Origin of the sequence: Novosphingobium sp. CECT 9465 (genome assembly GCF_920987055.1) — a bacterium.
In the GTDB taxonomy this organism is placed as follows: Bacteria; Pseudomonadota; Alphaproteobacteria; order Sphingomonadales; family Sphingomonadaceae; genus Novosphingobium.
On record NZ_CAKLBX010000001.1, the window covers coordinates 1,600,202 to 1,622,960 of the forward strand.

General features: G+C 62.5%; 20 protein-coding genes. 12 read left to right on the forward strand and 8 right to left on the reverse strand.

Annotation, left to right across the window (positions count from 1 at the left end; all coding sequences use genetic code 11):
• The first annotated feature begins 83 nt into the window (after positions 1-83).
• The 3 genes from LUA85_RS07800 to LUA85_RS07810 all read left to right on the forward strand — a co-directional run bounded on the left by LUA85_RS07800 (position 84) and on the right by LUA85_RS07810 (position 3,239).
• Positions 84-869 (forward strand): hypothetical protein, encoded by a 786-nt coding sequence (locus LUA85_RS07800; protein ID WP_231468485.1) that lies wholly within the window; start codon positions 84-86, stop codon positions 867-869.
• Between the two features lie 261 nt (positions 870-1,130).
• Positions 1,131-1,808 (forward strand): response regulator transcription factor, encoded by a 678-nt coding sequence (locus LUA85_RS07805; RefSeq protein WP_231468487.1) that lies wholly within the window; start codon positions 1,131-1,133, stop codon positions 1,806-1,808.
• A 102-nt stretch (positions 1,809-1,910) separates the two neighbouring features.
• A complete protein-coding gene (locus tag LUA85_RS07810; RefSeq protein ID WP_231468489.1) occupies positions 1,911-3,239 on the forward strand; it encodes a HAMP domain-containing sensor histidine kinase in 1,329 nt (442 codons plus the stop codon).
• Position 3,240: 1 nt separating this feature from the next.
• Here LUA85_RS07810 and LUA85_RS07815 read toward each other — a convergent pair whose 3' ends face one another.
• The 4 genes from LUA85_RS07815 to rph all read right to left on the reverse strand — a co-directional run bounded on the left by LUA85_RS07815 (position 3,241) and on the right by rph (position 6,745).
• Entirely contained in the window at positions 3,241-4,146 is a 906-nt protein-coding gene (locus LUA85_RS07815; RefSeq protein WP_231468491.1) for a tyrosine recombinase XerC, read from the reverse strand.
• Positions 4,143-5,297 (reverse strand): radical SAM family heme chaperone HemW, encoded by a 1,155-nt coding sequence (gene hemW, locus LUA85_RS07820; RefSeq protein WP_231468493.1) that lies wholly within the window; start codon positions 5,295-5,297, stop codon positions 4,143-4,145. The genes LUA85_RS07815 and hemW overlap by 4 nt, the downstream gene beginning before the upstream one ends.
• A gap of 108 nt (positions 5,298-5,405) precedes the next feature.
• A complete protein-coding gene (gene rdgB, locus LUA85_RS07825; protein ID WP_231468495.1) occupies positions 5,406-6,032 on the reverse strand; it encodes an RdgB/HAM1 family non-canonical purine NTP pyrophosphatase in 627 nt (208 codons plus the stop codon).
• Positions 6,032-6,745, reverse strand: a complete 714-nt coding sequence (rph, locus tag LUA85_RS07830) for a ribonuclease PH (protein ID WP_231468497.1) — start codon at positions 6,743-6,745, stop codon at positions 6,032-6,034. Before rph ends, rdgB begins: the two co-directional genes overlap by 1 nt.
• A 93-nt stretch (positions 6,746-6,838) precedes the next feature.
• Here rph and hrcA point away from each other — a divergent pair, with 93 nt between their 5' ends.
• The 3 genes from hrcA (at position 6,839) to LUA85_RS07845 (ending at position 8,897) form a co-directional block, all read left to right on the forward strand.
• Positions 6,839-7,903 (forward strand): heat-inducible transcriptional repressor HrcA, encoded by a 1,065-nt coding sequence (gene hrcA / locus LUA85_RS07835; RefSeq protein ID WP_231468499.1) that lies wholly within the window; start codon positions 6,839-6,841, stop codon positions 7,901-7,903.
• On the forward strand, positions 7,900-8,460 hold the full coding sequence (locus tag LUA85_RS07840; protein WP_231468501.1) for a nucleotide exchange factor GrpE: 561 nt from the start codon (positions 7,900-7,902) through the stop codon (positions 8,458-8,460). The genes hrcA and LUA85_RS07840 overlap by 4 nt, the downstream gene beginning before the upstream one ends.
• A gap of 176 nt (positions 8,461-8,636) precedes the next feature.
• Complete coding sequence (locus LUA85_RS07845; protein WP_231468503.1) at positions 8,637-8,897, forward strand: YMGG-like glycine zipper-containing protein; 261 nt, start codon at positions 8,637-8,639, stop codon at positions 8,895-8,897.
• Position 8,898: 1 nt separating this feature from the next.
• On the opposite strand, the gene LUA85_RS07850 is transcribed toward LUA85_RS07845, so the two are convergent.
• The 3 genes from LUA85_RS07850 to LUA85_RS07860 are packed head-to-tail and all read right to left on the reverse strand — an operon-like array spanning position 8,899 to position 10,387.
• Positions 8,899-9,324: a hypothetical protein gene (locus tag LUA85_RS07850; RefSeq protein WP_231468506.1), complete on the reverse strand. Its 426-nt coding sequence runs from the start codon at positions 9,322-9,324 to the stop codon at positions 8,899-8,901.
• A gap of 23 nt (positions 9,325-9,347) precedes the next feature.
• The gene (locus tag LUA85_RS07855) at positions 9,348-9,797 is read right to left on the reverse strand and encodes a vgr related protein (RefSeq protein WP_231468509.1); all 450 of its coding nucleotides are present in this window, start codon (positions 9,795-9,797) and stop codon (positions 9,348-9,350) included.
• A 41-nt stretch (positions 9,798-9,838) separates the two neighbouring features.
• Positions 9,839-10,387 carry a copper chaperone PCu(A)C gene (locus LUA85_RS07860; RefSeq protein ID WP_231468511.1) on the reverse strand — a complete coding sequence of 183 codons (549 nt, stop codon included), beginning with the start codon at positions 10,385-10,387 and terminating at the stop codon, positions 9,839-9,841.
• Positions 10,388-10,556: 169 nt separating this feature from the next.
• Between LUA85_RS07860 and dnaK the strand changes: the two genes are divergently transcribed.
• Both dnaK and dnaJ read left to right on the forward strand, forming a co-directional pair.
• On the forward strand, positions 10,557-12,464 hold the full coding sequence (gene dnaK, locus LUA85_RS07865; RefSeq protein WP_231468513.1) for a molecular chaperone DnaK: 1,908 nt from the start codon (positions 10,557-10,559) through the stop codon (positions 12,462-12,464).
• A 72-nt stretch (positions 12,465-12,536) separates the two neighbouring features.
• Positions 12,537-13,673 carry a molecular chaperone DnaJ gene (dnaJ, locus tag LUA85_RS07870; protein WP_231468515.1) on the forward strand — a complete coding sequence of 379 codons (1,137 nt, stop codon included), beginning with the start codon at positions 12,537-12,539 and terminating at the stop codon, positions 13,671-13,673.
• Positions 13,674-13,716: 43 nt separating this feature from the next.
• Here the strand turns inward: dnaJ and LUA85_RS07875 are convergent, their stop codons facing one another.
• Positions 13,717-16,029: a patatin-like protein gene (locus LUA85_RS07875; protein WP_231468517.1), complete on the reverse strand. Its 2,313-nt coding sequence runs from the start codon at positions 16,027-16,029 to the stop codon at positions 13,717-13,719.
• Positions 16,030-16,266: 237 nt separating this feature from the next.
• Between LUA85_RS07875 and LUA85_RS07880 the strand changes: the two genes are divergently transcribed.
• Genes LUA85_RS07880 through LUA85_RS07895 form a run of 4 tightly spaced genes read left to right on the forward strand, consistent with a single transcriptional unit; the run spans position 16,267 to position 22,750 of the window.
• Positions 16,267-17,652, forward strand: coding sequence for a TIGR03013 family XrtA/PEP-CTERM system glycosyltransferase (locus LUA85_RS07880; protein ID WP_231468519.1), 1,386 nt, complete (start codon positions 16,267-16,269; stop codon positions 17,650-17,652).
• Positions 17,653-17,701: 49 nt separating this feature from the next.
• Entirely contained in the window at positions 17,702-19,798 is a 2,097-nt protein-coding gene (gene prsK / locus LUA85_RS07885) for an XrtA/PEP-CTERM system histidine kinase PrsK (RefSeq protein ID WP_231468521.1), read from the forward strand.
• Positions 19,798-21,186 (forward strand): PEP-CTERM-box response regulator transcription factor, encoded by a 1,389-nt coding sequence (prsR, locus tag LUA85_RS07890; protein ID WP_231468523.1) that lies wholly within the window; start codon positions 19,798-19,800, stop codon positions 21,184-21,186. The genes prsK and prsR overlap by 1 nt, the downstream gene beginning before the upstream one ends.
• Positions 21,152-22,750: a tetratricopeptide repeat protein gene (locus LUA85_RS07895; RefSeq protein ID WP_231468525.1), complete on the forward strand. Its 1,599-nt coding sequence runs from the start codon at positions 21,152-21,154 to the stop codon at positions 22,748-22,750. The genes prsR and LUA85_RS07895 overlap by 35 nt, the downstream gene beginning before the upstream one ends.
• Positions 22,751-22,759: the final 9 nt, after the last annotated feature.

Consider the following 22,759-nt stretch of genomic DNA (forward strand, 5'->3'; position numbering starts at 1 on the left):
ATGCGTGGAGCGCGTGAATGTATCTGTATGGTCACCACAGGGCATAGTTTAGGGCTGGTAATGAACTGGCAATACCCGGTCGTATGATCGGGGACGAGGTGCTGGTCTCACTAAACGAGGTTTTGATGGAAGTAGGCACAAAAAAGGCACTTGCGATCGCTGGAGGATTTGCTGGTTCATATTTCGCCTTGGTTGAACTTATCCTGCTGTGGCCATTGGGATCAGGTGCCACGATTACCATGCTTTCTGCAGCGGACACGATCGCTCTCGCTAGCGGCGTGCTGACGGCGGCAGGCTTGTCGGCCTTGTGGCTTCAGCTTGTCGCAGCAAGTCAAGCGACAAGAGAGGTCGTTAGGCTTGAGGCAGATCGTGCAGCCGCTGCTGCGCTCCGCTTCGACGAACTGCACATGGAGTTCAACTCACAAGAGTTTCGCGTCATGCGTGATCTTGGATGGCATTATCTGAAATATGTGGTCCAAGACGAGGAGCGTCTTAAAAGCTTTGCAAATTGGTGGGTCTGCAGCGAAGGCGCAGCCCCGTCGCCGCCCGATAACCTGCTTAACGACGCCAATCTTGGGCATTTGGGCGAAAAACATTTGTCTGACTACACTTGGGCAATATCTGTAATGGTCGCGTTTTTTGTACGCATCGAGAATCGGTTAAATGCGCACTATGGATCGGCATCGATCGATCCCGAAGTTCTCCGAGTTGCCGTTGGCCCATTCTTTTGGAAATACTGGGAGACTGATCTGTTGAAACTTATCAAGGCATGCGACGAATCGTTCGCATCTTGGCCATCTGACAAAAAAGAACAGCCTTATTTTTCCGCCGCTCTCAAAAACCTGAAGAGCCGTTTCCCTTCTGACTGATCGCTGTTTGAACACGGCCGGTTATGACATCTACCAAGCAAAATGCGGAGAGGCGAGTTGGTGTGAAAGCGGTCGTCAATGTTTGAGGGAAAAGCGGTTGAGGGTAGGTCGTTCCCAACCAGAAGCTCATATTTAGAATTCTCCTTCCCGCCACACCCTGAACACCCCCCAACACCCCTATTCCTTGACCGTTCAGGTTTCCCGCCCCATCTACCCTTCCAACTGACCGCGCCGCATGAGGCGCGCTGCAAGGGGCAAGTGATGCGCATTCTGATCGTCGAGGACGAACCCACTCTCGGCAAGCAGCTCAAGTCCACGCTTGAACAGACCGGCTATGCGGTCGACCTTTCGACCGATGGCGAAGACGGGCACTTCATGGGCTCGACCGAGGAGTATGACGCGGTCGTGCTTGATCTTGGTCTGCCGGAGATCGACGGGCTGACCGTGCTCGGCATGTGGCGCAAGGAAGGCCGCAAGTTTCCCGTGCTGGTGCTGACAGCGCGCGATTCGTGGTCGGACAAGGTGGCGGGGCTTGATGCAGGCGCAGACGATTACCTGGCCAAGCCATTCCAGACCGAGGAACTGATCGCCCGGCTGCGCGCGCTCATCCGCCGCGCTTCGGGCAATTCGTCATCGGAACTGACGGCGGGCGATGTGCGGCTGGATACGCGGTCCGGCCGGGTCACGCTGGACGGTGAGCCGGTGAAACTGACCGCACAGGAATACAAGCTGCTGTCCTACCTGCTGCACCACAAGGGCAAGGTCGTCAGCCGCACCGAATTGATCGAGCACATTTACGATCAGGATTTCGATCGCGATTCGAACACCATCGAAGTGTTCGTAACGCGCATTCGCAAGAAGCTGGGGCCGGACGTGATCACGACGATCCGCGGGCTTGGCTACAGCCTTGACGATCCCGCCGGTCCCGGCCGGGGTTAAGCTGCGACGTGGCGCGTGGCTGAAAGCAGGCCTGCCAGAGATGCGCCTTCGCAGCGTGCGGTAGATACGCCGGCGCCGCACACCGGTTCATTGACGCGACGCATGCTGCTGATCGCTTCGGCGTGGATTTCCGTGCTGTTGCTGGGCGGCGGGCTGGCGCTGGACCAGACGCTGACCGGGCTGGTAACGCGCAATTTCGACGAACAGCTTGGCTACATGCTGACCGCGATGGTCGCTTCGGCGGAAATCGGGCCGGACGGAGAAGTATTCTTCAACCGGCCGTTGGGCGACCAGCGCTTTCTTGAACCGAACAGCGGGCTGTACTGGCAGATTTCGGGGCAGGGGCACGAGGATTTCCCCTCGCGCTCGCTGTGGGACAGGTCGCTCCAGACCAATCTCGACCAGAACCATGTCGACCCGAAAATTGACGACAGCGACCAGTTCGAGGGCGAGCCGCTGCGGATCATCAAGCGGTCGGTGATCCTGCCGGGCACCAATACGCTGTGGGAATTCCAGGTTGCCGCCAGCCGGGGCGAATTGAACGCACAGATCACGCGCATCCGTTCGATTCTGATCTGGTCGTTCCTTGTGCTGGGCCTCGGCCTGTTCGTGATGGCGGGGCTACAGACCTATTACGGGCTGGGACCGTTGCGCCGGGTGCGGCGCGCGATCGCGCGCATGCGTGAAGGCGGGGCGAGCCGGGTTACCGATCCGCTGCCGCTGGAAGTTCAGCCGATGGTTCAGGAATTGAACGCACTGCTCGAACATTCGGAACGGCAGGCCGAAGAGGCGCGAACGCATGCGGGCAATCTTGCCCACGCTCTCAAAACCCCGCTGACTGTGGTGATGAACGCCGCCACCGCCAAGGCGCCCGACCTTGCCGATACCGTGATCCGCGAGGCTGCGGTCATGCGGCGACAGGTGGATCACCATCTGGCGCGAGCGCGGGCGGTGGGTCGCCGCGCCGTGGGCCTTTCGCGCGCGCAAGTGTGGGAAAGCGCGCAGGCGGTGGAGCGCGCGGTGACAAGGCTTTATCCGCAAGTCCGGCTCGACATGGATGGCAACCGTGCTGCTGAAGTTTCCATCGAACGGCAGGATCTGGATGAAATCCTTGGCAACCTGATCGAGAATGCGGCGAAATATGGCGGCGGGTCGGTGTTCATCACCATCGATGCCGCGCCCGCCGATGCGAAGTTCTGCGAAATCTGGGTCGAGGATGACGGAATGGGAATCCCGGAGGAAGCGCGTGAGCGGATATTCGACCGTGGCGCGCGGCTGGATACCGGCAAGCCCGGCACGGGGCTTGGCCTTGCCATCGTGCGCGACGTGGCGGAAATCTATGGCGGCGACGTGGAACTGCGCGAGAGCGAGGATCTGGGCGGTCTGATGTCGGTGCTGCGGTTGCCGAGGCCCGTGGTGGCGGGAAAATAGCTCAGGCGCGTGGGTGTGCGTTGCGATAGACATCCAGCAGCGTGGCCGCATCGACCTTGGTGTAGATCTGGGTCGAGGAAAGGCTGGCGTGGCCGAGCAATTCCTGAAGGGAGCGCAAGTCCGCTCCGGCGCTGAGAAGGTGTGTGGCGAAGGAATGACGCAGGGCGTGGGGCGTCGCCGTGGCGGGCAAGCCAAGATAGGTGCGGGCGCGGGCAACGGCGCGCTGGACCATGCCTTGCGCAAGCGGGCCGCCCTTTGCACCGCGAAACAAGGGCTGATCCTTGGCGAGGGGCCAGGGGCAGAGGCGGGCGTATTCGTCCACCCCGGCGCGGACGATGGGCAGCAGCGGAATCACACGCTGGCGGCCGCCCTTGCCGGTGATAACCACCGTTTCCCCCAAGGGCAGGACCAATGCGGGCAGGGCCAGCGCCTCGGCAATGCGCATGCCCGCGCCGTAGAGCAGCAGCAGTACGGCGCGGTCGCGCGCGGCGATCCATGGCAGGGACGCATCGTCGGCCACGGTTTCCGCAAGGTTCACTGCCTCGTCCGGTGTGACCGGGCGCGGCAGGCCCTTCTTGACGCGGGGACCGCGCAGGCGCGGGCGGCTGGCCTCGCTGCGCCCATGATGATCGCCAGCCTGTTCACGGGCAAAAGCGATGAAGCTCTTGAGTGCCGACAACTCGCGCGCGGCAGAAACATTGCCGAGGCCGTCGGCGCGGCGCTCGGCCAGAAATGTGCGCAGGATCGGAGCATCCAGTCGCGCGAGGGTGGCCCAGGTCTGGCCCTCCGGCAAAGTGTGGAGCAGCCGCGCGGCAGTGGCGGCATAGGCCCGGACGGTGTGTGGCGAGCGACGCCGCGACAGCGTGAGGTGCGCGTTCCATGCTGCAAGGATTTCGGCGACGATCATGCGTTGACGAGCGTGTCAGGCACCAGTTCAGCGAGCAGTGCTTCCAGCAGCGGTGCGCCCTGTTCGGTAACGCGCAAAGTGCCGTTGGCGTCTGCCAGATGACCGATGGCGGTGTAGAACCGGCGCTTGGCCGGATCGATCAGTCCAGCCTCGGCAAAACCGAAGCGGGCGGCAAGTTTGGCGGGGGCAATCCCTTCGGTAAGACGCAGCCCCATGAGCACCGCTTCCATGGCCTGATCGGAAGGTGTGAGCTTGCGTTCCTCGGCGATACCGTGGCTCTGCCCGGTGCAGGCGCGCAAGAAGTTCTCCGGCTTCTTGTGGCGCATGGTGGCCATTCCAAGGCGTCGGCCATGTGCGCCGGGGCCGATGCCGATATAGTCCTGATAGCGCCAGTAGGTGAGGTTGTGACGGCTTTCCTCGCCGGGGCGGGCGTGGTTGCTCGTTTCGTAAGCAGGCATGCCAGCGGCGGCGGTCAGTTCGCGGGTGAGCGAGAACAGGTCGGCGGCTTCGTCATCATCCAGCGGCGCCAACTTGCCTTCGCGGACCAGCGTGGCGAAGCGGGTGCCGGGTTCGATGGTCAACTGGTAAAGCGAAAGGTGATCGGTTCCGAATGCCAGTGCGCGCTGGAGTTCTGCCTCCCATGCTTTTGGCGTGTGGCCGGGGCGGGCATAGATCAGATCGAAGCTGACACGGCCGAACAGCCGCTGCGCAAGATCCAGCGCGGCAAGGCTTTCGCGAACGTCATGCAATCGGCCCAGGAATTTCAACGTAGCATTGTCAAGCGCCTGAAGGCCGAGCGAGACCCGGTTGATGCCTGCGGTGGCGAGCGCGGAGAAATTGGCGGCTTCTACCGAACTGGGATTGGCTTCGAGCGTGATTTCAATGCCGGGCGCAAAACCCCACAAGCGTTCGGCTTCTGCCAGCAGCGTTTCGACCAGCGCTGGCGGCATCAGCGATGGGGTGCCGCCGCCGAAGAAGATCGAGGTGAGCGGACGGCCCTGCGTCACGGCCGCTTCATGGCGCATGTCGGCCAGCAGCGCGGTCGTCCATTCGGCAATATCCGTGCGCTCGCGGACATGGCTGTTGAAATCGCAATAGGGGCACTTTGCGAGGCAGAATGGCCAGTGAATATAGAGGGCAAGGGGCTGCATTGCCCGCTCCCTAGCATTGTTCTGCGCCCCCGCGAAGGCGGGGGCCTCAGGAGGTTGTGCGTGGAGGCCTGAGGTCCCCGCCTTCGCGGGGGCGCGGCAACGTCGGGGTCAGGAAAATTGCGCGGCGACCAGCTTTGCGAAGGCATCGGCGCGGTGGCTGATTTCGTGCTTTTCGGCGGGATCAAGCTCGGCGAAAGTGCGATCGTAACCCGCCGGTACGAACACCGGATCGTAACCGAAGCCCAAAGTTCCGCGTGGGGGCCATGTCAGCGTACCGGGGGCGCGGCCTTCGTAAACCGCATGTTCACCGTCGGGCCAGGCGATGGCGAGGACGCAGGCGAAATGGCCATCGCGTGGGGTGTCAGGGCCGAGTTCGGCGAGCTTGCCCTCGACCTTGCCCATCGCCATGTACCAGTCACGGCGCGGGCCGCCTTCGAACACGTCTGCCTCGGCCCAATCGGCGGTGTAGACGCCCGGTGCGCCGCCCAGTGCATCTACGCAGAGGCCGGAATCATCGGCGAGCGAAGGCAGTTGTGATGCCTGCGCCGCCGCTTGCGCCTTGATCAAGGCGTTTTCGATGAAGGTCGTGCCCGTCTCGGCCGGTTCGGGCAGGCCCAGCGCGCCCGCCGACAGGCATTCCATGCCATAGGGGGCGAGCAGGGCCTGGATTTCCTTGAGCTTGCCCGCGTTATGCGTGGCGATGACAAGCTTTCCGGGACCAAGGCGGCGCGACATCACCGAACCGCCTTTTCCTGCGCGGCGAAGATCTGGTCACAGCCCATGCGCGACAGGCGCAGGAGACGCAGCAGGGCTTCCTCGTCATAGGTCGCGCCTTCGGCAGTGGCCTGCACTTCGGCGATGTGGCCGCCTTCGATCAAAACGAAGTTGGCGTCGGCATCGGCGCCGGAATCTTCGATGTAATCAAGGTCGAGTACCGGCGTGCCCTTGTAGATCCCGCAGGAAATGGCGGCGACCTTGCGGGTCAGCGGATCGTCCTTGATCGCGCCGCTGGCCATCAGGCCTTGTACGGCAAGGCGCAGGGCGATCCATGCGCCCGAAATCGAGGCGGTGCGGGTGCCGCCATCGGCCTGGATTACATCGCAATCGAGCGTGATCTGGCGTTCGCCCAGCTTCTTCATGTCGGTGACGGCACGCAAGCTACGGCCGATCAGGCGCTGGATTTCCTGGGTGCGACCTGATTGCTTGCCCTTGGCCGCTTCACGGCTGCCGCGCGTGTGCGTGGCGCGGGGGAGCATCGAGTATTCGGCTGTGACCCAGCCTTCGCCCTTGCCGCGCAGGAACGGCGGTACGCGTTCTTCGACCGAAGCGGTGACCAGCACCTTGGTATCGCCAAATCCGATCAGGACGGACCCTTCGGCATGCTTGGTAAAGGCGGTTTCTACGGTGATGGCGCGCATTTCATCGGGCGCGCGTCCTGACGGTCGCATGGGTTTTCCCTCAAAAGTTCGGCAAAGCCTCTGGCGCATTGCCCTTGCGCCTGCAAGTGCGGTAACCAGATTACCGATGATGACCCAATCTTTATGAACGGCCCGACGCTTTCCGACCTGACCGACCGCGCCCGCGAGATTTTCCGTCTCGTGGTGGAGGGCTATATCGCCAGCGGCAACCCGATGGGGTCGAAGGCGCTGGCAGGGTCCGGGGGCGTGAATCTTTCCCCAGCCTCCATCCGATCGGTGCTGCAGGAATTGCAGGACGCCGGCCTGCTGGCCGCACCCCACACCAGCGCGGGCCGGATGCCGACGGAGGTAGGATTGCGGCTGTTCGTGGACGGTATCATGCAGGTGGCCGAGCCGACCGCGATCGAACGCGCGCAGATCGAACGCGGGCTGACGGCGGGCGGGTCCATCGAAACCGCACTGGTGGCGGCGAGTTCGGCGCTTTCGGAACTGTCGGCGGGGGCGGCGGTGGTGATGGTGCCGCGGCGGGAACCGCGCCTGACGCACATTTCCTTCGTGCCGCTTTCCGCAGTCCGCGCCCTGGTGGTGCTGGTGGGCGAAGATGGCGGGATCGAGAATCGGGTAATAGATTTGCCCGCGCCGGTAAGCGCATCGGCGCTGGAACAGGCGGGCAATTACCTGACCAGCCGGTTGACGGGGCGGACGCTGGCCGATGCTGTGGCAGTGGTCCGGGCCGAGATCGCAGGCGGAAAGTCCGCGCTGGATGCGGTCAGTGCGGGGCTGGTCGAACGCGGCCTTGCGGTATGGAGCTTCGATGCGGCCCAGCGCCCGGTGCTGGTGGTGCGGGGCCAGGCCAACCTGCTGGACGATGCTGCGCTGCATGACATCGAACGTGTGCGGCAATTGCTGGACGAACTGGAAAGCACCGAAGCCATCGCAGCCGTGCTGGATGCCGCGCGCGAGGCGCAGGCGACGCGCATTTTCATCGGTAGCGAGAACCGGCTGTTCTCGCTTTCCGGCTCGTCGGTCATCGCATCGCCGTGGCGTGATGGCGATGGGCGGGTGGTCGGGGTGGTCGGCGTGATCGGACCAACGCGGTTGAATTATGCGCGGGTCGTCCCCATGGTGGATTTCACGGCCCAGACCCTGGGCAAATTTATCGGACAAGACGGGTTTTCAAGAAAATGAGCGATAGCGATACACGCCCCACGGATGCGGAAATCGAGGCGGAACTGAAGGGTGTGCCCGAAGACATGATCGACCAGCCTTCGAAGGACGATGAACTTGCCCGGTTGCGGGAAGACCTTGAGGCGGCAAAGCAGGACGTGCTTTACGCCAAGGCCGAAACGCAGAACGTGCGCCGCCGCATGGAAAAGGACATTGCCGATGCGCGCGCCTATGCCGCAACCGGCTTTGCTCGCGATGTGCTTTCAGTGGCTGACAATCTGGCCCGCGCCCTTGAAACGATCCCTGCCGATCTGCGCGAGGACGACAAGTTCAAGAATCTTGTCGCCGGGCTTGAGGCGACGGGGCGCGAGGTGGAAAAGGTGTTTGCAGCACACGGCATCGTCCGCATTGCCGCAATGGGCCTGCCGCTGGATCCGCACCAGCATCAGGCGATGATCGAAATGCCGTCTGCCGATGCAGAACCGGGCACGGTTATTTCGGAATTGCAGGCAGGCTACATGATCAAGGACCGCCTGCTGCGGCCCGCGATGGTGGCAGTGGCGAAGAAGCCGGACTGAAGTTCCCTTCATCGCGCGACCCCGCGCAGGCCGAGACTTCAGGCCTTTGCTTGTGCTTGCCGCCGCCTGAGGGATGTGCCCCGCGCGGGTTCGGATGAGGAATGCATCACTTCGCCGCACTGGCCGGAACCCTCGGCGTGATCGCGCGTCTTCTCCGTAAATAACGGAGACAGACAATGCGCAAGATGATCATTGCCACGCTTATCATGGGTTCCGCCGTCACGCTGGGCGGCTGCGCGCGCAATTATACCGGCGAAGGCGCTGCGCTCGGCGCGGCTGTTGGCGCGGGCATCGGTGCTGCTACCGGTGGTGATATTGCGACAGGTGCCGCCATTGGCGGCGCGGTCGGTGCAGCGGGCGGGTCCCAGATCCGCAAGCGCGATGATCGCTGCTATCGCGTGGATCGCAACGGGCGGGAATACGAAGTGCGTTGCTGATTCAGCACTTCTCAAGACTTTCAGCGACTTGGGTAACCTTGGCGGCCAAAGCCTGAAGCTGGTTTGCCGGAATTACGCGCTTGAAAGTGGAAAAACTGCATTTCAGGTTAGGATTGGCGAACGTAGCAAAGGCATGTTCGCCAACCTTTTCTATAATCATTGGGGAATGAACAAGATCATTTCTTAACGGAACAACGCCGGAAAGTTTGGAAAGAAGTTGATCGATCTTCTTCTTCTTATCCTCGTTCACGGCGGTGTTAGGCTGGGCTTTTCGTACTGCTTCAATCTTTGCGCCAAGCATATCTACCTTGGTTGACACATTTAGCTTCTGCGACAAAGCATCGACAACGGCCTCTGCTCTTGCAAAAGCGTCAATTGTTCTACTGCGCCATAGATGAAGCGCATTGTCGGAAGCTGAGGTAGCCATTTCCAAAAAATGGCAACAAAATCTCAAGTATTCGTAAACGGAACAACCGAGTTGAGATCAGAAAGCGACGGGGCGGCCGGATACGGCTGGCCCCGTTTTGCCATGAACCAGTGACGTACGATTTCCGCCTGCTGTTCGATGCCGTAGCGATCGAACGGCTGCCCTTTCCGGTAGGTATAATCGTACCGGCTGAATGGATGGCGCATGAACGGCAACCACCAGCGGCCCCGCTGCTGGGCTTGCCAGACATGGACCATCTCGTGGATGAAAAGTCCTTGCGCCGGAAGTGCGGCGCAGGAGAAATCGTCGCAATAGCGTGTGCAGGCGGGCGCGAAATGGATATGACCCATCGGCGCCATCACCGTGCCGGTCGGCTGGAACGGGAACCAGCGGCGGCGGCGGATGCGGACTTGATCAGCATCTATCGCCCTGCCGAAAACTTCGGAAACAAGCGCCCGTTCGCCGCGTGTCAACGGACGTTCCCCGCCCGGTGGGCAGAGCGCGCCGTTAGCCTTCACATCCGGCTCATGTCGTGGTCCATGTCGGACTCGTCATGGGCTTGGCCCGTATCCTTTCCACCGATGGCTTCGATTGTCGCTGGAACGCTGGCCTTGTCGCCATTGTCCAGTGTGATGGTGATTTCGGTTGTCCCGCCGGCCACCAGCGTGTCATCAAGATTGAACAGCATCACATGCAGGCCGCCGGGTTTGAATGCGGTCGCCTTGCCGGTTTCCAGCGCTACTTCGTCTATCGGGCGCATCGAGGAAATGCCGTCTTCGGTCACCGTCTCATGCATTTCCGATCGTTCTACGCCTTCGACATAGACGCCTGCGATCTTGCGCGCCGGACCGCTGCCCTGGGATACGGTGAAGTAGGCTGCTCCCGGTGATCCGGGAAGGGCGGGCAGGCGCACGACCGCATCGGTGAGTGTGACGCCGGGCGCATTTTCGGGCGTGGCGTCGGCGGATTGGCTAGCGGCAGCGGTCGGACCATCCGAATTCTGGCCGCAACCTGAAAGGATCAGGGCCATGGCGGACAGTCCCGCGAACATCACCTTGCGCATAGCTATCGACTCCTCATGCAATATTGCATCACCCGGTAAGCGCACGGGGGCCTTGTGCCAAGCGGAACCACACCTATATCGCCGTCAATCGAGCCGCGTTCGGCGGTCTGCCCGGCAGGGGGACTTGCCTCACCTCGCGGTGTCCTGAATGGAAGGAATTGGGGAAACCATGGCTAAAGTTATCGGTATCGATCTGGGTACGACCAACAGCTGCGTTGCAGTGATGGATGGCGGTACGCCCAAGGTCATTGAAAATTCGGAAGGTGCGCGCACCACGCCGTCGATCGTCGCCTTCACCAAGGATGGTGAACGCCTGATCGGCCAGCCTGCCAAGCGCCAGGCTGTCACCAACCCGGACAACACGATTTTCGCGGTAAAGCGCCTGATCGGCCGCCGCTTTGACGATCCGATTACGCACAAGGATACGGAACTCGTCCCCTACACCATCACCAAGGGCAAGAATGGCGATGCCTGGGTCAAGGCCGGTGGCCAGGACTACAGCCCTTCGCAGATCAGCGCGTTCACGCTGCAGAAGATGAAGGAAACCGCCGAGGCTTATCTTGGCGAGACCGTCACGCAGGCCGTGATCACGGTTCCGGCCTACTTCAACGACGCGCAGCGCCAGGCGACCAAGGACGCCGGGCAGATCGCAGGTCTTGAAGTGCTGCGCATCATCAACGAACCGACGGCGGCCGCGCTGGCCTATGGTCTCGACAAGCAGGACGGTAAGACCATCGCGGTCTATGACCTTGGCGGCGGCACCTTCGATATCTCCGTGCTGGAAATCGGCGACGGCGTGTTCGAAGTGAAGAGCACCAACGGCGATACGTTCCTGGGCGGTGAAGACTTTGATACGGTCGTGGTCGAATACCTCGCCGACAAGTTCAAGGCGAAGGAAAACATGGACCTGCGCGGCGACAAGCTCGCCCTGCAGCGCCTGAAGGAAGCGGCTGAAAAGGCGAAGATCGAGCTGTCTTCGGCCCAGACCACCGAGATCAACCTGCCGTTCATTACCGCCCGCATGGAAGGTGGATCGACCACCCCGCTCCATCTGGTGGAAACGATCACGCGTTCGGATCTTGAAAAGCTGGTCGCAGGCCTGATCCAGCGCACGCTTGCTCCGTGCAAGAAGGCGCTCGAAGATGCCGGCGTCACCGCCAAGGATATCGACGAAGTCGTCCTTGTGGGCGGCATGACCCGTATGCCCAAGGTGCGCGAAGCGGTGAAGGAGTTCTTCGGCAAGGAACCGCACACCGGCGTTAACCCCGACGAAGTCGTTGCCATGGGCGCGGCCATTCAGGCCGGCGTTCTTCAGGGTGACGTCAAGGACGTGCTGCTGCTGGACGTGACCCCGCTTTCGCTGGGCATCGAGACGCTGGGCGGCATCATGACGCGCATGATCGATCGCAACACCACGATCCCGACCAAGAAGAGCCAGGTCTATTCGACCGCCGAGGACAATCAGCAGGCGGTGACGATCCGGGTGTTCCAGGGCGAGCGCGAAATGGCGCAGGACAACAAGCTGCTTGGCCAGTTCGACCTTGTCGGCATTCCGCCCGCACGGCGCGGTGTGCCGCAGATCGAGGTGACGTTCGACATCGACGCGAACGGCATCGTCAACGTCAGCGCCAAGGACAAGGGCACCGGCAAGGAACAGCAGATCCGCATCCAGGCTTCGGGCGGGCTTTCGGACGCAGACATCGACCAGATGGTCCGCGATGCCGAGAAGTTTGCCGACGAAGACAAGAAGCGGCGCGCAGAAGCCGAGGCGAAGAACAACGCCGAAAGCCTGATCCATGCCACCGAACGCCAGCTTGAAGAGAATGGCGACAAGATCGATGCTTCGCTGAAGGCTGAGATCGAAGCGGCCATTGCCGAAGCCAAGACGGCGGTCGAAGGTGGCAATGCCGATGAGATGACTGCCAAGACGCAAGCGTTGACCGACAAGGCCATGAAGATGGGCCAGGCGATCTATGAGAAGGAGCAGGCTGCCGCTTCGTCTCCGGGTGCTGAAGCACCGAAGGCCGACGACGATGTGGTCGACGCCGAGTTTTCGGAAGTCGACGACACCAAGTGATGTTGCGATGAACCAGACCCGTCGCCTGCGCAAAGGTGCTGGCGGCGGGTCGTTATTTGTCAGGGAAACGCAATGTCGACCGAGATCGACTTTTACGAATTGCTCCAGGTAGATCGCACCGCCGACGACAAGGTGCTGAAGTCTGCCTATCGCAAGCTGGCGATGGTCCACCACCCGGACAAGAATCCCGGTTGCGCGGAATCCGAAGCGAAATTCAAGCAGATCAACGAGGCTTATGCCTGCCTGTCCGATCCGCAGAAGCGGGCGGCCTATGATCGCTATGGCCATGCCGCGTTCCAGCAGGGTGGCGGAGGCAATCCCGGCGGCTTTGGTGGCGGCGGCGATTTCGGTGACATCGGCGATATATTCGAAACGATTTTTGGCGGCGCATTCAGCGGCGGTGGCGGGCGCCAGCAGGCGCGGCGCGGCGCGGATTTGCGCTATGACATGGAAATCAGCCTCGAAGACGCCTTCCACGGCAAGGATGCCGAGATCGCGGTCGAGGTTTCGCAGACCTGCGAGCCTTGCGCCGGATCGGGCGCGACGCCCGGCACTTCGGCACGACGCTGCAACTTGTGCAAGGGCCACGGCAAGGTCCGGGCGCAACAGGGCTTTTTCATGGTCGAAAGGCCATGCCCTACCTGCCATGGCCGGGGCGAGGTCATCGAAAGTCCATGCAAGCATTGCCGGGGCGAAGGCCGCGTCGATGCCGAGCAGAAGTTGCAGGTCAATATTCCCGCAGGTGTCGACAACGGCACGCGCATCCGGCTGGCGGGCAAGGGCGAGGCCGGGCCGTTCGGCGCGCCGGCAGGCGATCTTTACATATTCCTGCACGTCCAGCGGCATCGCGTGTTCGAGCGCGATGGCACCACGCTGCTGACGCGCTGCCCGATCAGCTTCACCAAGGCGGCGCTGGGCGGCGAAGTCGAAATTCCGGGCATGGACGGCAGAGTCCACACCATCGAGATTCCGGCAGGCATCCAGTCCGGCAAGCAATTGCGCAAGCGCGGTGCGGGCATGCCTGTGTTGCAAGGGCGCGGCGTGGGTGATCTGGTCGTGGAAATCCAGGTGGAAACGCCAAGCAAGCTGTCTGCCCGCCAGAAGGAATTGCTGCGCGAATTCCAGGCCACCGAAACCGGCGAGGAATGCCCGCAGTCCAAGGGGTTCTTCGAACGGATCAAGAGCGTCTGGACCGATCTTACGGAGTAGGGAATTTGCTGCGCTCCCCCGATCGCGGGAGCGCAGCAATCGGTCAATCCGGCAGTGCCGCAACCACCTCCGCCCTGATCCGGGCGATCAGTTCAGGTTCCGCAACAAGGCGGCCTTCCTCCTCTTCCAGAATGGCAAGGAAGGCGTCGCGCTTGAACGCGCGTATCACGGGGTCGGGGAGGGGTACTTCCACCGTCGAAGCGATCAGGTCGATCATGCGTTCCGCCCCGTGCAGGCGGCCCCACAGATAATCGTTCTCGCGATAGGCCCTGCTGAAGAACGCGCCGAAATTGAAGAATTCGACACCGCGCAAGCAGGCAAATGTTCCGCCCTTGCGGATCGACGTGGCATCGTCAGGCGATATGCGATCGACCTTGATCGAATCAAACTCGTTCATGCCTTCGCCCTGCAGCAAGGGCAGGGTGGCGATGTCATAGAACGGAAAGCCGAGGTAGGCGTGGAGGAAGCGGCGGCGCAACGGTTTGTCCATGCTGTCGAGCGCGGCGACGAGTATCGAATCCACCTGCAGGTCCAGCCCGACAAGATCGCGCCGCGTGGCGATGGCGGCGAGCACCGCTCCCGGATCGACCATGGCCACGCTTGCTGTTTCGGCAAAACCCGGTCCCAGACCTTCAGCGGTTTCGCGCCCCTGATAGAGCGCCTGGGCGCGGTAGACCGCATCGCGGGCAGCCTCGCGGGCGGCAACAGATATATCTTCGCCCAGTTCCCATTCGTGTGTCAGGCGCCGGGCCAGCAGCTTCAGCCTGCGGATCCGAAACGCAATGTCGTGTGTGCGAAAAAATTCTATCGCCTGATCGGTTGCGCCGCCGTGAGTGCCGGAAAGGTCGCCAAGTCCGGCTTGGGTCAGATGTCCCCATAACACCCGTTCGATGGCGGCGGCGGGGGCCGATTGGGGTGCGGCTTCATGGATCAGTTCTGCCAGACTTGCGATGATGCCGGCCAGTTTGGTCTGCGCATAGCTGTGATAGGCAAAGCCTGAACGCTCTGCCGCGGCTTGTTGCGCCTTGTTGCGCCATGACGTCAGGCGGCGGGCTGAAGGCCTGTCGAAGAACAGTGTGCGGCCAAACAGACCTTCGACGGTTTCCTCGATTTCGGGACGCAGTGCTTCGACGATGGTGCGCAGGCGCGCGCGCTGGCGTGACTGGCGTTCGAGCATTTCCAGATTGTCGCGGATCGGCTGTTCGCGCGGGATCGATGACAGCGAGCCGAAAATCGCCGAGAAGAAGCCTACCGTCCGCCCGCCCCTGGGGGCGATGCGCATGTGATCGGGGCTGGGGTCAATATAGACGAAGCGGCGGTCCACTTCGCGCCGCGCCGGGCGATCGCGCAGCACGCCGATGGCCTGCGCGAAGGGACGGTTGACCAGCACTGCGCCGTCAACCAGCGCGACATTGCCGATGTCGCCGCGCTTCCAGTGGCTTGGCATGATGCGCTGAAGAAAGCGATCTCTGCCCGGCCAAGCTGCCTGGCGTTCCTGCACCAATCCGTCGATCTCCTCAACCAGCAGTGGCGGGAACGCGCCGGGAAAGCTGGCGGTGGAACGCGCTGCCAGAACCAGTTCGGGGAAAGGCGCCAGATCGCGCGGTCCGCTGCGGCTGGCGGTGTGGCGGAAGGCGATGGACAGGCGGTGTTCGCTTTCCACCACTGTCGCCGGACTGTTGAGCCGGATCTCTTCAAGGTGGCCGTTGAAATCGGTTGCGGTTACCAGCAGATCGATCGGGTGTCCGTCGGGCAGCAGCGGATCCCCCTCTGGCGCGGCCTTCATCGCATCGAGCGCATCGGCGATCATTCGTGAAAATCCGATGCCGCTGAATGGCGGGGCGAACCACCGCGCGCGGATCAAACGTGAAACCTTGCGCCGCACTTCCGAACGGGTTTGCGGCGCGACCGTGCTGCTGACGACGTTGCCGGGGCGCTTGAGCACGAACCACACCAGCGGCTGCGCCCAGAACTTCGCGAAGCGTCCCCACGGCTTGGCGTCTGGATCGAGCAACACATCGATGTCGGCGCGTTCCAGCCACATCGCGGTGAGCGGTTCGAGGCTTTGTCCGGTGGCGACGGCTTGCGCAAGGAATACGCCGTTGATGCCGCCCGCGCTGGCGCCGGAGATGATGTCGGGCAGAAGCCGCAGGCGCAAGTCGCGGGTGAGGGCGATTTCTTCGAACAGGCGGAGATATACACCCGCAACCCCGCCCACATTGTCGCTTTGCGGGCAATGGAACGCGCGACTGGCGCGGGTTGCATGCCACAGTTCCTTCGTCACGCCGTGCATGTACACCGCGAGGCTGATGCCGCCGTAGCAGACGAGCGCTATGCGCAATTCTTTCTGCCGCATGTGTGCAGCATGGCAGGGATAAGCGTTGCGTTCCAGTACGATATTGTACCACGTTGCTGTAAAATCAGCCGACAGACGATTTAGGCAGTGTAAGATAAATATCTGAAATATTGAAATAAATAAGAAATTTTGGCGAAGTGGGCGGTTGTCAGATTTACCGACGCTTTACTCTTTCGCCCTAAGGCTCTCAGCCAGGGCCTGCTTCCGGGCCTGCCAAGGGTATCGAGCGCCGGTGCGATGATCCGACTGTTCAAGCATTACATCCCGCATTCGGTCCTGTTGCTGGGCCTGCTGGACTTCATCCTGCTGATCGGCGCGGGCGAGGTGGGCTGGCAATTGCGCGCGCACCAGATCGGCATCGATCCGGGGTTGGTGCCGATGCGCGTTACGCCGCTGCTGCTGTTTGCGGGGCTGGTGCAGACGGCGATGATCGCAGTCGGCGTCTATGGATCGGATGCATTGCGATCGATGCGTTATGCCACGGCGCGGTTGCTGGTGGCGGTCAGCCTTGGCATCATCGCACTGTCGGTCGTCTATTTCATGCTGCCGGGGCGCACATTGTGGCGCTCGAACCTGCTTTACGCGATGTTCCTGGCCATGGGATCGCTGGTGCTGATCCGTCTTCTTCTGGGCGGCCTGCTGGGCACGGCGGCGTTCCGCCGTCGCGTACTGGTGCTGGGAGCTGGTGCGCGGGCTGAACGCCTGCGCAAGCTGGGTGACAGGCCGGAGGCGGGCTTCGCCATCGTCGGCTATGTGGGCATGAGCAGTGCAGCGCCGGTCGTCGTCGAGGCGATCCACCGCGATGCGATCAACAATCTGACGCGCTATGTGGAGAACCTTGGCGTCAGCGAAGTGGTGCTGGCGCTGGAAGAAAGGCGCAATGCCTTGCCGCTGAAGGACCTGTTGCGGATCAAGACGACAGGTGTCCACGTCAACGATTTTTCCACGTTTATGGAGCGCGAGACGGGCCGCGTCGATCTCGATACGGTCAACCCCAGTTGGCTCATCTTCTCGGATGGCTTCTCATCCGGGCGGGCCATTTCCAGCGCGGCAAAGCGGCTGTTCGATATAGCGGCGAGCCTGCTGTTGCTGACCTTGACGCTGCCGGTGATCGTGCTGTTCGCGCTGATCGTGAAGATCGACAGCAAGGGACCGGCGTTTTTCCGCCAGACCCGCGTCGGGCTTTATGGCCAGCCGTTCAACCTGATCAAGCTGCGTTCGATGCGCACAGATGCCGAAGTGAACGGCGCGCAATTTGCGCAGGAAAACGATCCGCGCGTCACCCGCGTCGGGCGCCTGATCCGCAAGCTGCGGATCGACGAACTGCCGCAGACCTGGACGGTGCTCAAGGGCCAGATGAGTTTTGTCGGCCCGCGCCCGGAACGCCCCGAATTCGTGGCCGATCTGGAAGAGCAGCTTCCCTATTATGCAGAGCGGCACATGGTGAAGCCGGGGATCACCGGCTGGGCGCAGATCAATTATCCTTATGGCGCCTCGATCGAAGATTCGCGCCACAAGCTGGAGTACGATCTGTATTACGCCAAGAACTACACCCCCTTCCTCGATCTGCTGATCCTTTTGCAAACCCTGCGCGTCGTGCTGTGGCACGAAGGCGCGCGCTGAGGCCGGCGGGGTGCTCAGTCCCTTCACCTGGCAAGGTTTCGGGCAGTGGATGTTCCTGGCATCCGCTTTCGCGTTCCTGCTGCTGGTCGGCTGGCGCTGGGATCGTCGCAGGCGGGGAAGTGTCACCGCTGGGCGCACCGAGATCATCGCCTTTGCGCTCACCGCAGCATGGTCGCTGGTGGTGGCGGGCACCGGCCATGAAACATTGGTTGGCCAGTTCTTCGAAACCCTGCGCAGCCTGGCGCTGCTTGGCCTGACGCTCGCACTGTTCACGCGCGATGGACGCCACGCCAGCGTCGGTCCCATTCGCCCGGTGCTTGCTGCACTGGTCTTTGTCGAGCTGCTGCAATTGCTGCTGATGATGATGCAGTTGCGCTATGCCGACAATCAGGTTGCGCAGGCGATGATCTTCCAGATCTCGGTGATGTTCCGGTTGCTGGTGGCAACGGGCGCGCTGGTGCTGGTGCACAATCTTTATGCAGGCGCGATGGCGCAGCAGCGGGTTGCCTTACGCTGGACCTGCGCGGCGCTCGGCATGATCTGGGGTTACGACCTCAACCTTTACACCATCGCCTACCTTTCGCGCACGATGCCGCTGGAACTCGCCGCATTGCGCGGGCTGGCCCAGGTTGCGGCGGCGGGGCTGCTGGTGATCGGCGCTGTCCGCGGACGTTCGGCGCTGCGCTTCTCGCCCTCGCGCGCGGTGGCGTTCCAGTCGCTCTCGCTGATGGTGATTGGCGGGTACATGATCGTGATGGTGGGCGCGGCGCAATCGCTGGCGTGGCTGGGTGGCAACGCCAGCCAACTGGCGCAGCTGGGCTTCATATTCGTGTCCAGCGTGCTGATCGTCGCGATCCTCCCTTCGGGACGAGTGCGGGGCTGGCTCAAGGTCATGCTTGCCAAGCACTTTTTCCAGCACCGTTATGATTATCGCGCGGAATGGCTGCGGTTCACCCGCACCATCGGCAGGGCCGGGTCGCAAGCGCCGCCCTTGCACGAACGCGTGGTGCAGGCTGTGGCAGATATTACCGACAGTTCTGCCGGGCTGCTGCTGGTTCCGGCAGAAAGCGGCGAACTTGTGCTTGCTTCGCGCTGGCAATGGCCGACAGCCGATGTGCCTGCCGAAGCACTGGCGGCCGCCGACGTGACGTTCTTCGAAAAGCGCGGGTTCATCGTTGATCTGGATGAAGTGCGGGCAGGCATTGACCATCAGGGTGAACCGCAGGCTGTCCCGGCGTGGATGCTGGAGGAAGTTTCGGCGTGGGCGCTGGTGCCGTTGCTGCATTTCGACAGGCTGGTAGGACTGGTCGTGCTGGGACGACCGCAAGTGGCGCGCAAGCTGGATTGGGAAGACTTCGACCTGTTGCGCGTGGTGGGCATGCAATTGGCAAGCTATCTGGCCGAACATGCGGGCCAGTCGGCCCTGCTCGAAGCCAGCCGCTTCGATGAGTTCAACCGACGTATCGCTTTTGTGATGCACGACATCAAGAACCTGGCGAGCCAGATCAGCCTGCTTGCCCGCAATGCCGAGCGGCATTCGGACAACCCCGAATTTCGCGCCGATATGCTGATTACCCTGCGCAATGCTGCGGACAAGCTCAATGCATTGCTGGCGCGCCTCTCGCGCTATGGCGGCAACGGTACGGAGCGGGTCGAGGATATCAATGCGAGCGAAGTGATCCGTGCGATTGCCGCGCGATACAATGCGCCGGGCATGCCGCAGGTTCACGTCACGCACAATGCGCCGTGCCATGTTCTGGCCAATCGCGAGGCGTTGGAGCAAGTCATTCTCCATCTGGTACAGAATGCCATCGATGCGAGCGCCGAGGGCATGGCCGTGTTTTTGCAGGCCAATGTGGATGGTTTGCACGGGGCAATCGAGGTGATCGATACCGGCAGCGGAATGAGCGCCGAGTTCATGCGCAATCGCCTCTTCAAGCCGTTTGTCTCAACCAAGCCGGGCGGCTTCGGGATCGGCGCTTTCGAAGCGCGCGAATTGGTCAAGGCCATGCGCGGGCGGCTTGAAGTGGAAAGCCGCGAGGGGTTGGGCAGCCGGTTCACCGTGCGCCTGCCGCTGACGTCCGCCCAGCCATTGATAGATTCCATCGCGGGGAGCGCAAGCTCGCCCGACAAGAAGGTAGCATGATGAGCGAACCCCAGCCCCACAAGCGGACGGGACAGCGGCCTGTGCTGCTGATCGTTGAGGACGATCCCGGTCTACAGGCACAGTTGAAGTGGGCGTACGAGGATTTCGACGTCGTGATCGCTGGCGACCGTGCCAGTGCACTGACGCTGCTGCGCGCGGAAGAACCCGCGGTAGTGACGCTCGACCTCGGACTGCCCCCGGACCCTGACGGTACGACCGAGGGCTTTGCCGTGCTGGACGAAATCATGGCGCTGCGCCCCGAAACCAAGGTTATCGTGGCCTCCGGTCATGAAGCCCGCGAAAGCGCGCTCAAGGCCATCGAGAAAGGCGCTTACGACTTTTACCAGAAGCCGGTCGATATCGATGCGCTCGGTTTGATCGTGCGCCGGGCGCTGCATCTTTCGCGGATCGAATCCGAGAACCGGAACTTGGCGACGCGGGCATCTTCGGACAACAAGGTGCTGGGCCGGATGATCACTGCCGCACCGGAAATGATCAAGGTCGCGCGTACGATCGAGCGCGTGGCGAACACGAATGTGTCGGTCATGCTGCTGGGGGCAAGCGGCACCGGCAAGGAACTGCTGGCGCGTGGCCTGCACGATGCTTCGAACCGCGCGAACGGATCGTTCATTGCGATCAATTGCGCGGCAATCCCGGAAAACCTGCTCGAAAGCGAATTGTTCGGGCACGAGAAGGGCGCTTTCACGGGCGCGGTGAAAACCACCGAGGGCAAGATCGAGCTGGCCAGCGGAGGTACGCTGTTCCTTGATGAAGTGGGCGACATTCCCCTTCAATTGCAGGTCAAGCTGTTGCGCTTCCTGCAGGAGCGCACGATCGAACGCATCGGCGGACGGCGTTCGATCGAGGTGGACACGCGCATCGTTTGCGCCACGCACCAGAACCTTGAAGCGATGATCGCCGACAACCGTTTTCGCGAGGATTTGTACTATCGCCTTGCTGAAATCGTTGTGCGCATTCCCAGTCTTGCCGAACGTCCCGGTGATGCCACGCTGCTCGCCAAGACCTTCCTGATGCGCTTTGCGGGCGAGATGAACCCGCATGTCAAAGGCTTTGCACCCGATGCGTTGGCTGCCATCGATGGCTGGAACTGGCCGGGCAACGTCCGCGAACTGGAAAACCGGGTGAAGCGCGCCGTGATCATGGCCGATGGCAAGCTGGTGACTGCCGCCGACCTTGATCTGCCTGGTGCGGCGCAGGACCAGGCATCGCCGCTGAACCTGAAAACCGCGCGCGAGGCGACCGATCGCAAGGTGATCCGCCATGCCCTGGCGCGCAGCGAAGGCAATATTTCGAGCACGGCGCGCTTGCTTGGGATCAGTCGGCCGACATTGTATGACCTGCTCAAGCAGTACGATCTCCAGAACTAGGTTCATCTGCGCGACGCTCGCGTTGCTGGTGCTGGCGCCCGCGCCGGTGCGCGGCGACGCGCCCGCTGATGGTCTTGCAAAGGCGCGTACGGCGCTGGCGAAGGGGGATGGCATCGCGGCCGAGGCGCCTTTGCGCGCGGCCATTCGCAACGGGGCGAAACCCGATAGCGTGCGGGCGGAACTGGGCGAAGCGCTGCTGCTGCAGGGTGATCGCCGCGCGGCGCGCGAAGTCTTGTACGGCGGTGATTTTGTGCCGGGCAGCGCCGCCCATGGCTGGCATGTGCGCGGGCGGCTGGAACTGGCCGAACGCCGCCTGCCCGAAGCGGGGCAGGCGTTTGACCGGGCATTGCGGCTGGATGGCACCGACGCGGCATTGTGGATCGATATTGCCCGGCTGCGCTTTGCCGGGGGGGAGCAGGCACAGGCCATCGAAGCGGCCGACCGCGCGGTGAAGCTCAGTCCGAAAGATCCGCGCGCGCTGGAACTGCGCGGGTTGCTGGTGCGCGAACAATTCGGCCTTTACGCTGCCCTGGCATGGTTCGAAGCCGGGCTGAGGGTGGCGCCGGACGATCCCCGTCTGCTTGGCGAATATGCGGCAACGCTGGGTGACATGGGGCAGTACAAGGCCATGCTGGTCGTATGCCGCAAGCTGGCCGAGATCGATCCCGGCAATGTGCGCGCGCTCTATCTTCAGGCGGTTCTGGCCGCGCGGGCCGGGCAGACCACGCTGGCGCGCCAGATACTGCTCAAAACCGGAAAGGCGCTACAGGATGTGCCGGCGGCGGTCTTGCTCAACGGCGTGCTGGAATATCGCGCAGGCAACACCAATCTCGCGGTCGGTCACTTCGACCGGTTGGTGCGGATGCAGCCTGACAACCTTCAGGCGCGAACGCTGCTGGTGCGCGCGCTGAAGCGACAGGGGCTTGATGCAGAAGCCGTCGATGCCGCCGGATTGTGGGTCAGTCAGCCGTCGGCGCGGCCCTATCTTCTGGCCGTTACCGCGCAAGCCCATGCCGCTATCGGAAGGAAACAGGAGGCCGCAGCCATGCTGGCGCGCTCCGAAGAACTGGGCGAACAGGATGCGGACCCCATATTTTCCGCGCAACCGCTGGGCGCGCTCGCTCTCACCTACGCCGATGCGCCGAACTTTGCCGGCAACGCGGTGCCCTATATCCGCGCTCTGATCGGGGACGGGGATGGGCAACGCGCCATCGCCGTGGCCGACCGCCTGCGGATGGCCAATCCGGGTGCGGCGGATGCGTGGCTGCTGTCAGGCGATTCGCGCATGGCGGCGGGCGATGAATTAGGCGCGCTGGACATGTACGGGCGGGCAGCGCTGATCCGGTTCAACCTGCCCACCCTGCTGCGGATCGATCACGCCATGCGCGCACTTGGCCGCCCCACGGATGCAAACGCCATGGTTGCGCGTTATCTGCGCCAGAATCCTGGCAATCCCCAGGCGTTGAAACTGTTGTCGTTCGGACGGGCCTCTGTCGGAGATGGCATCGGGGCAGGGCGGATCGAGGCGGTGCTTCGGGCAAGGGGCCTGCGCAACCCGTCCTGACGCTGACCC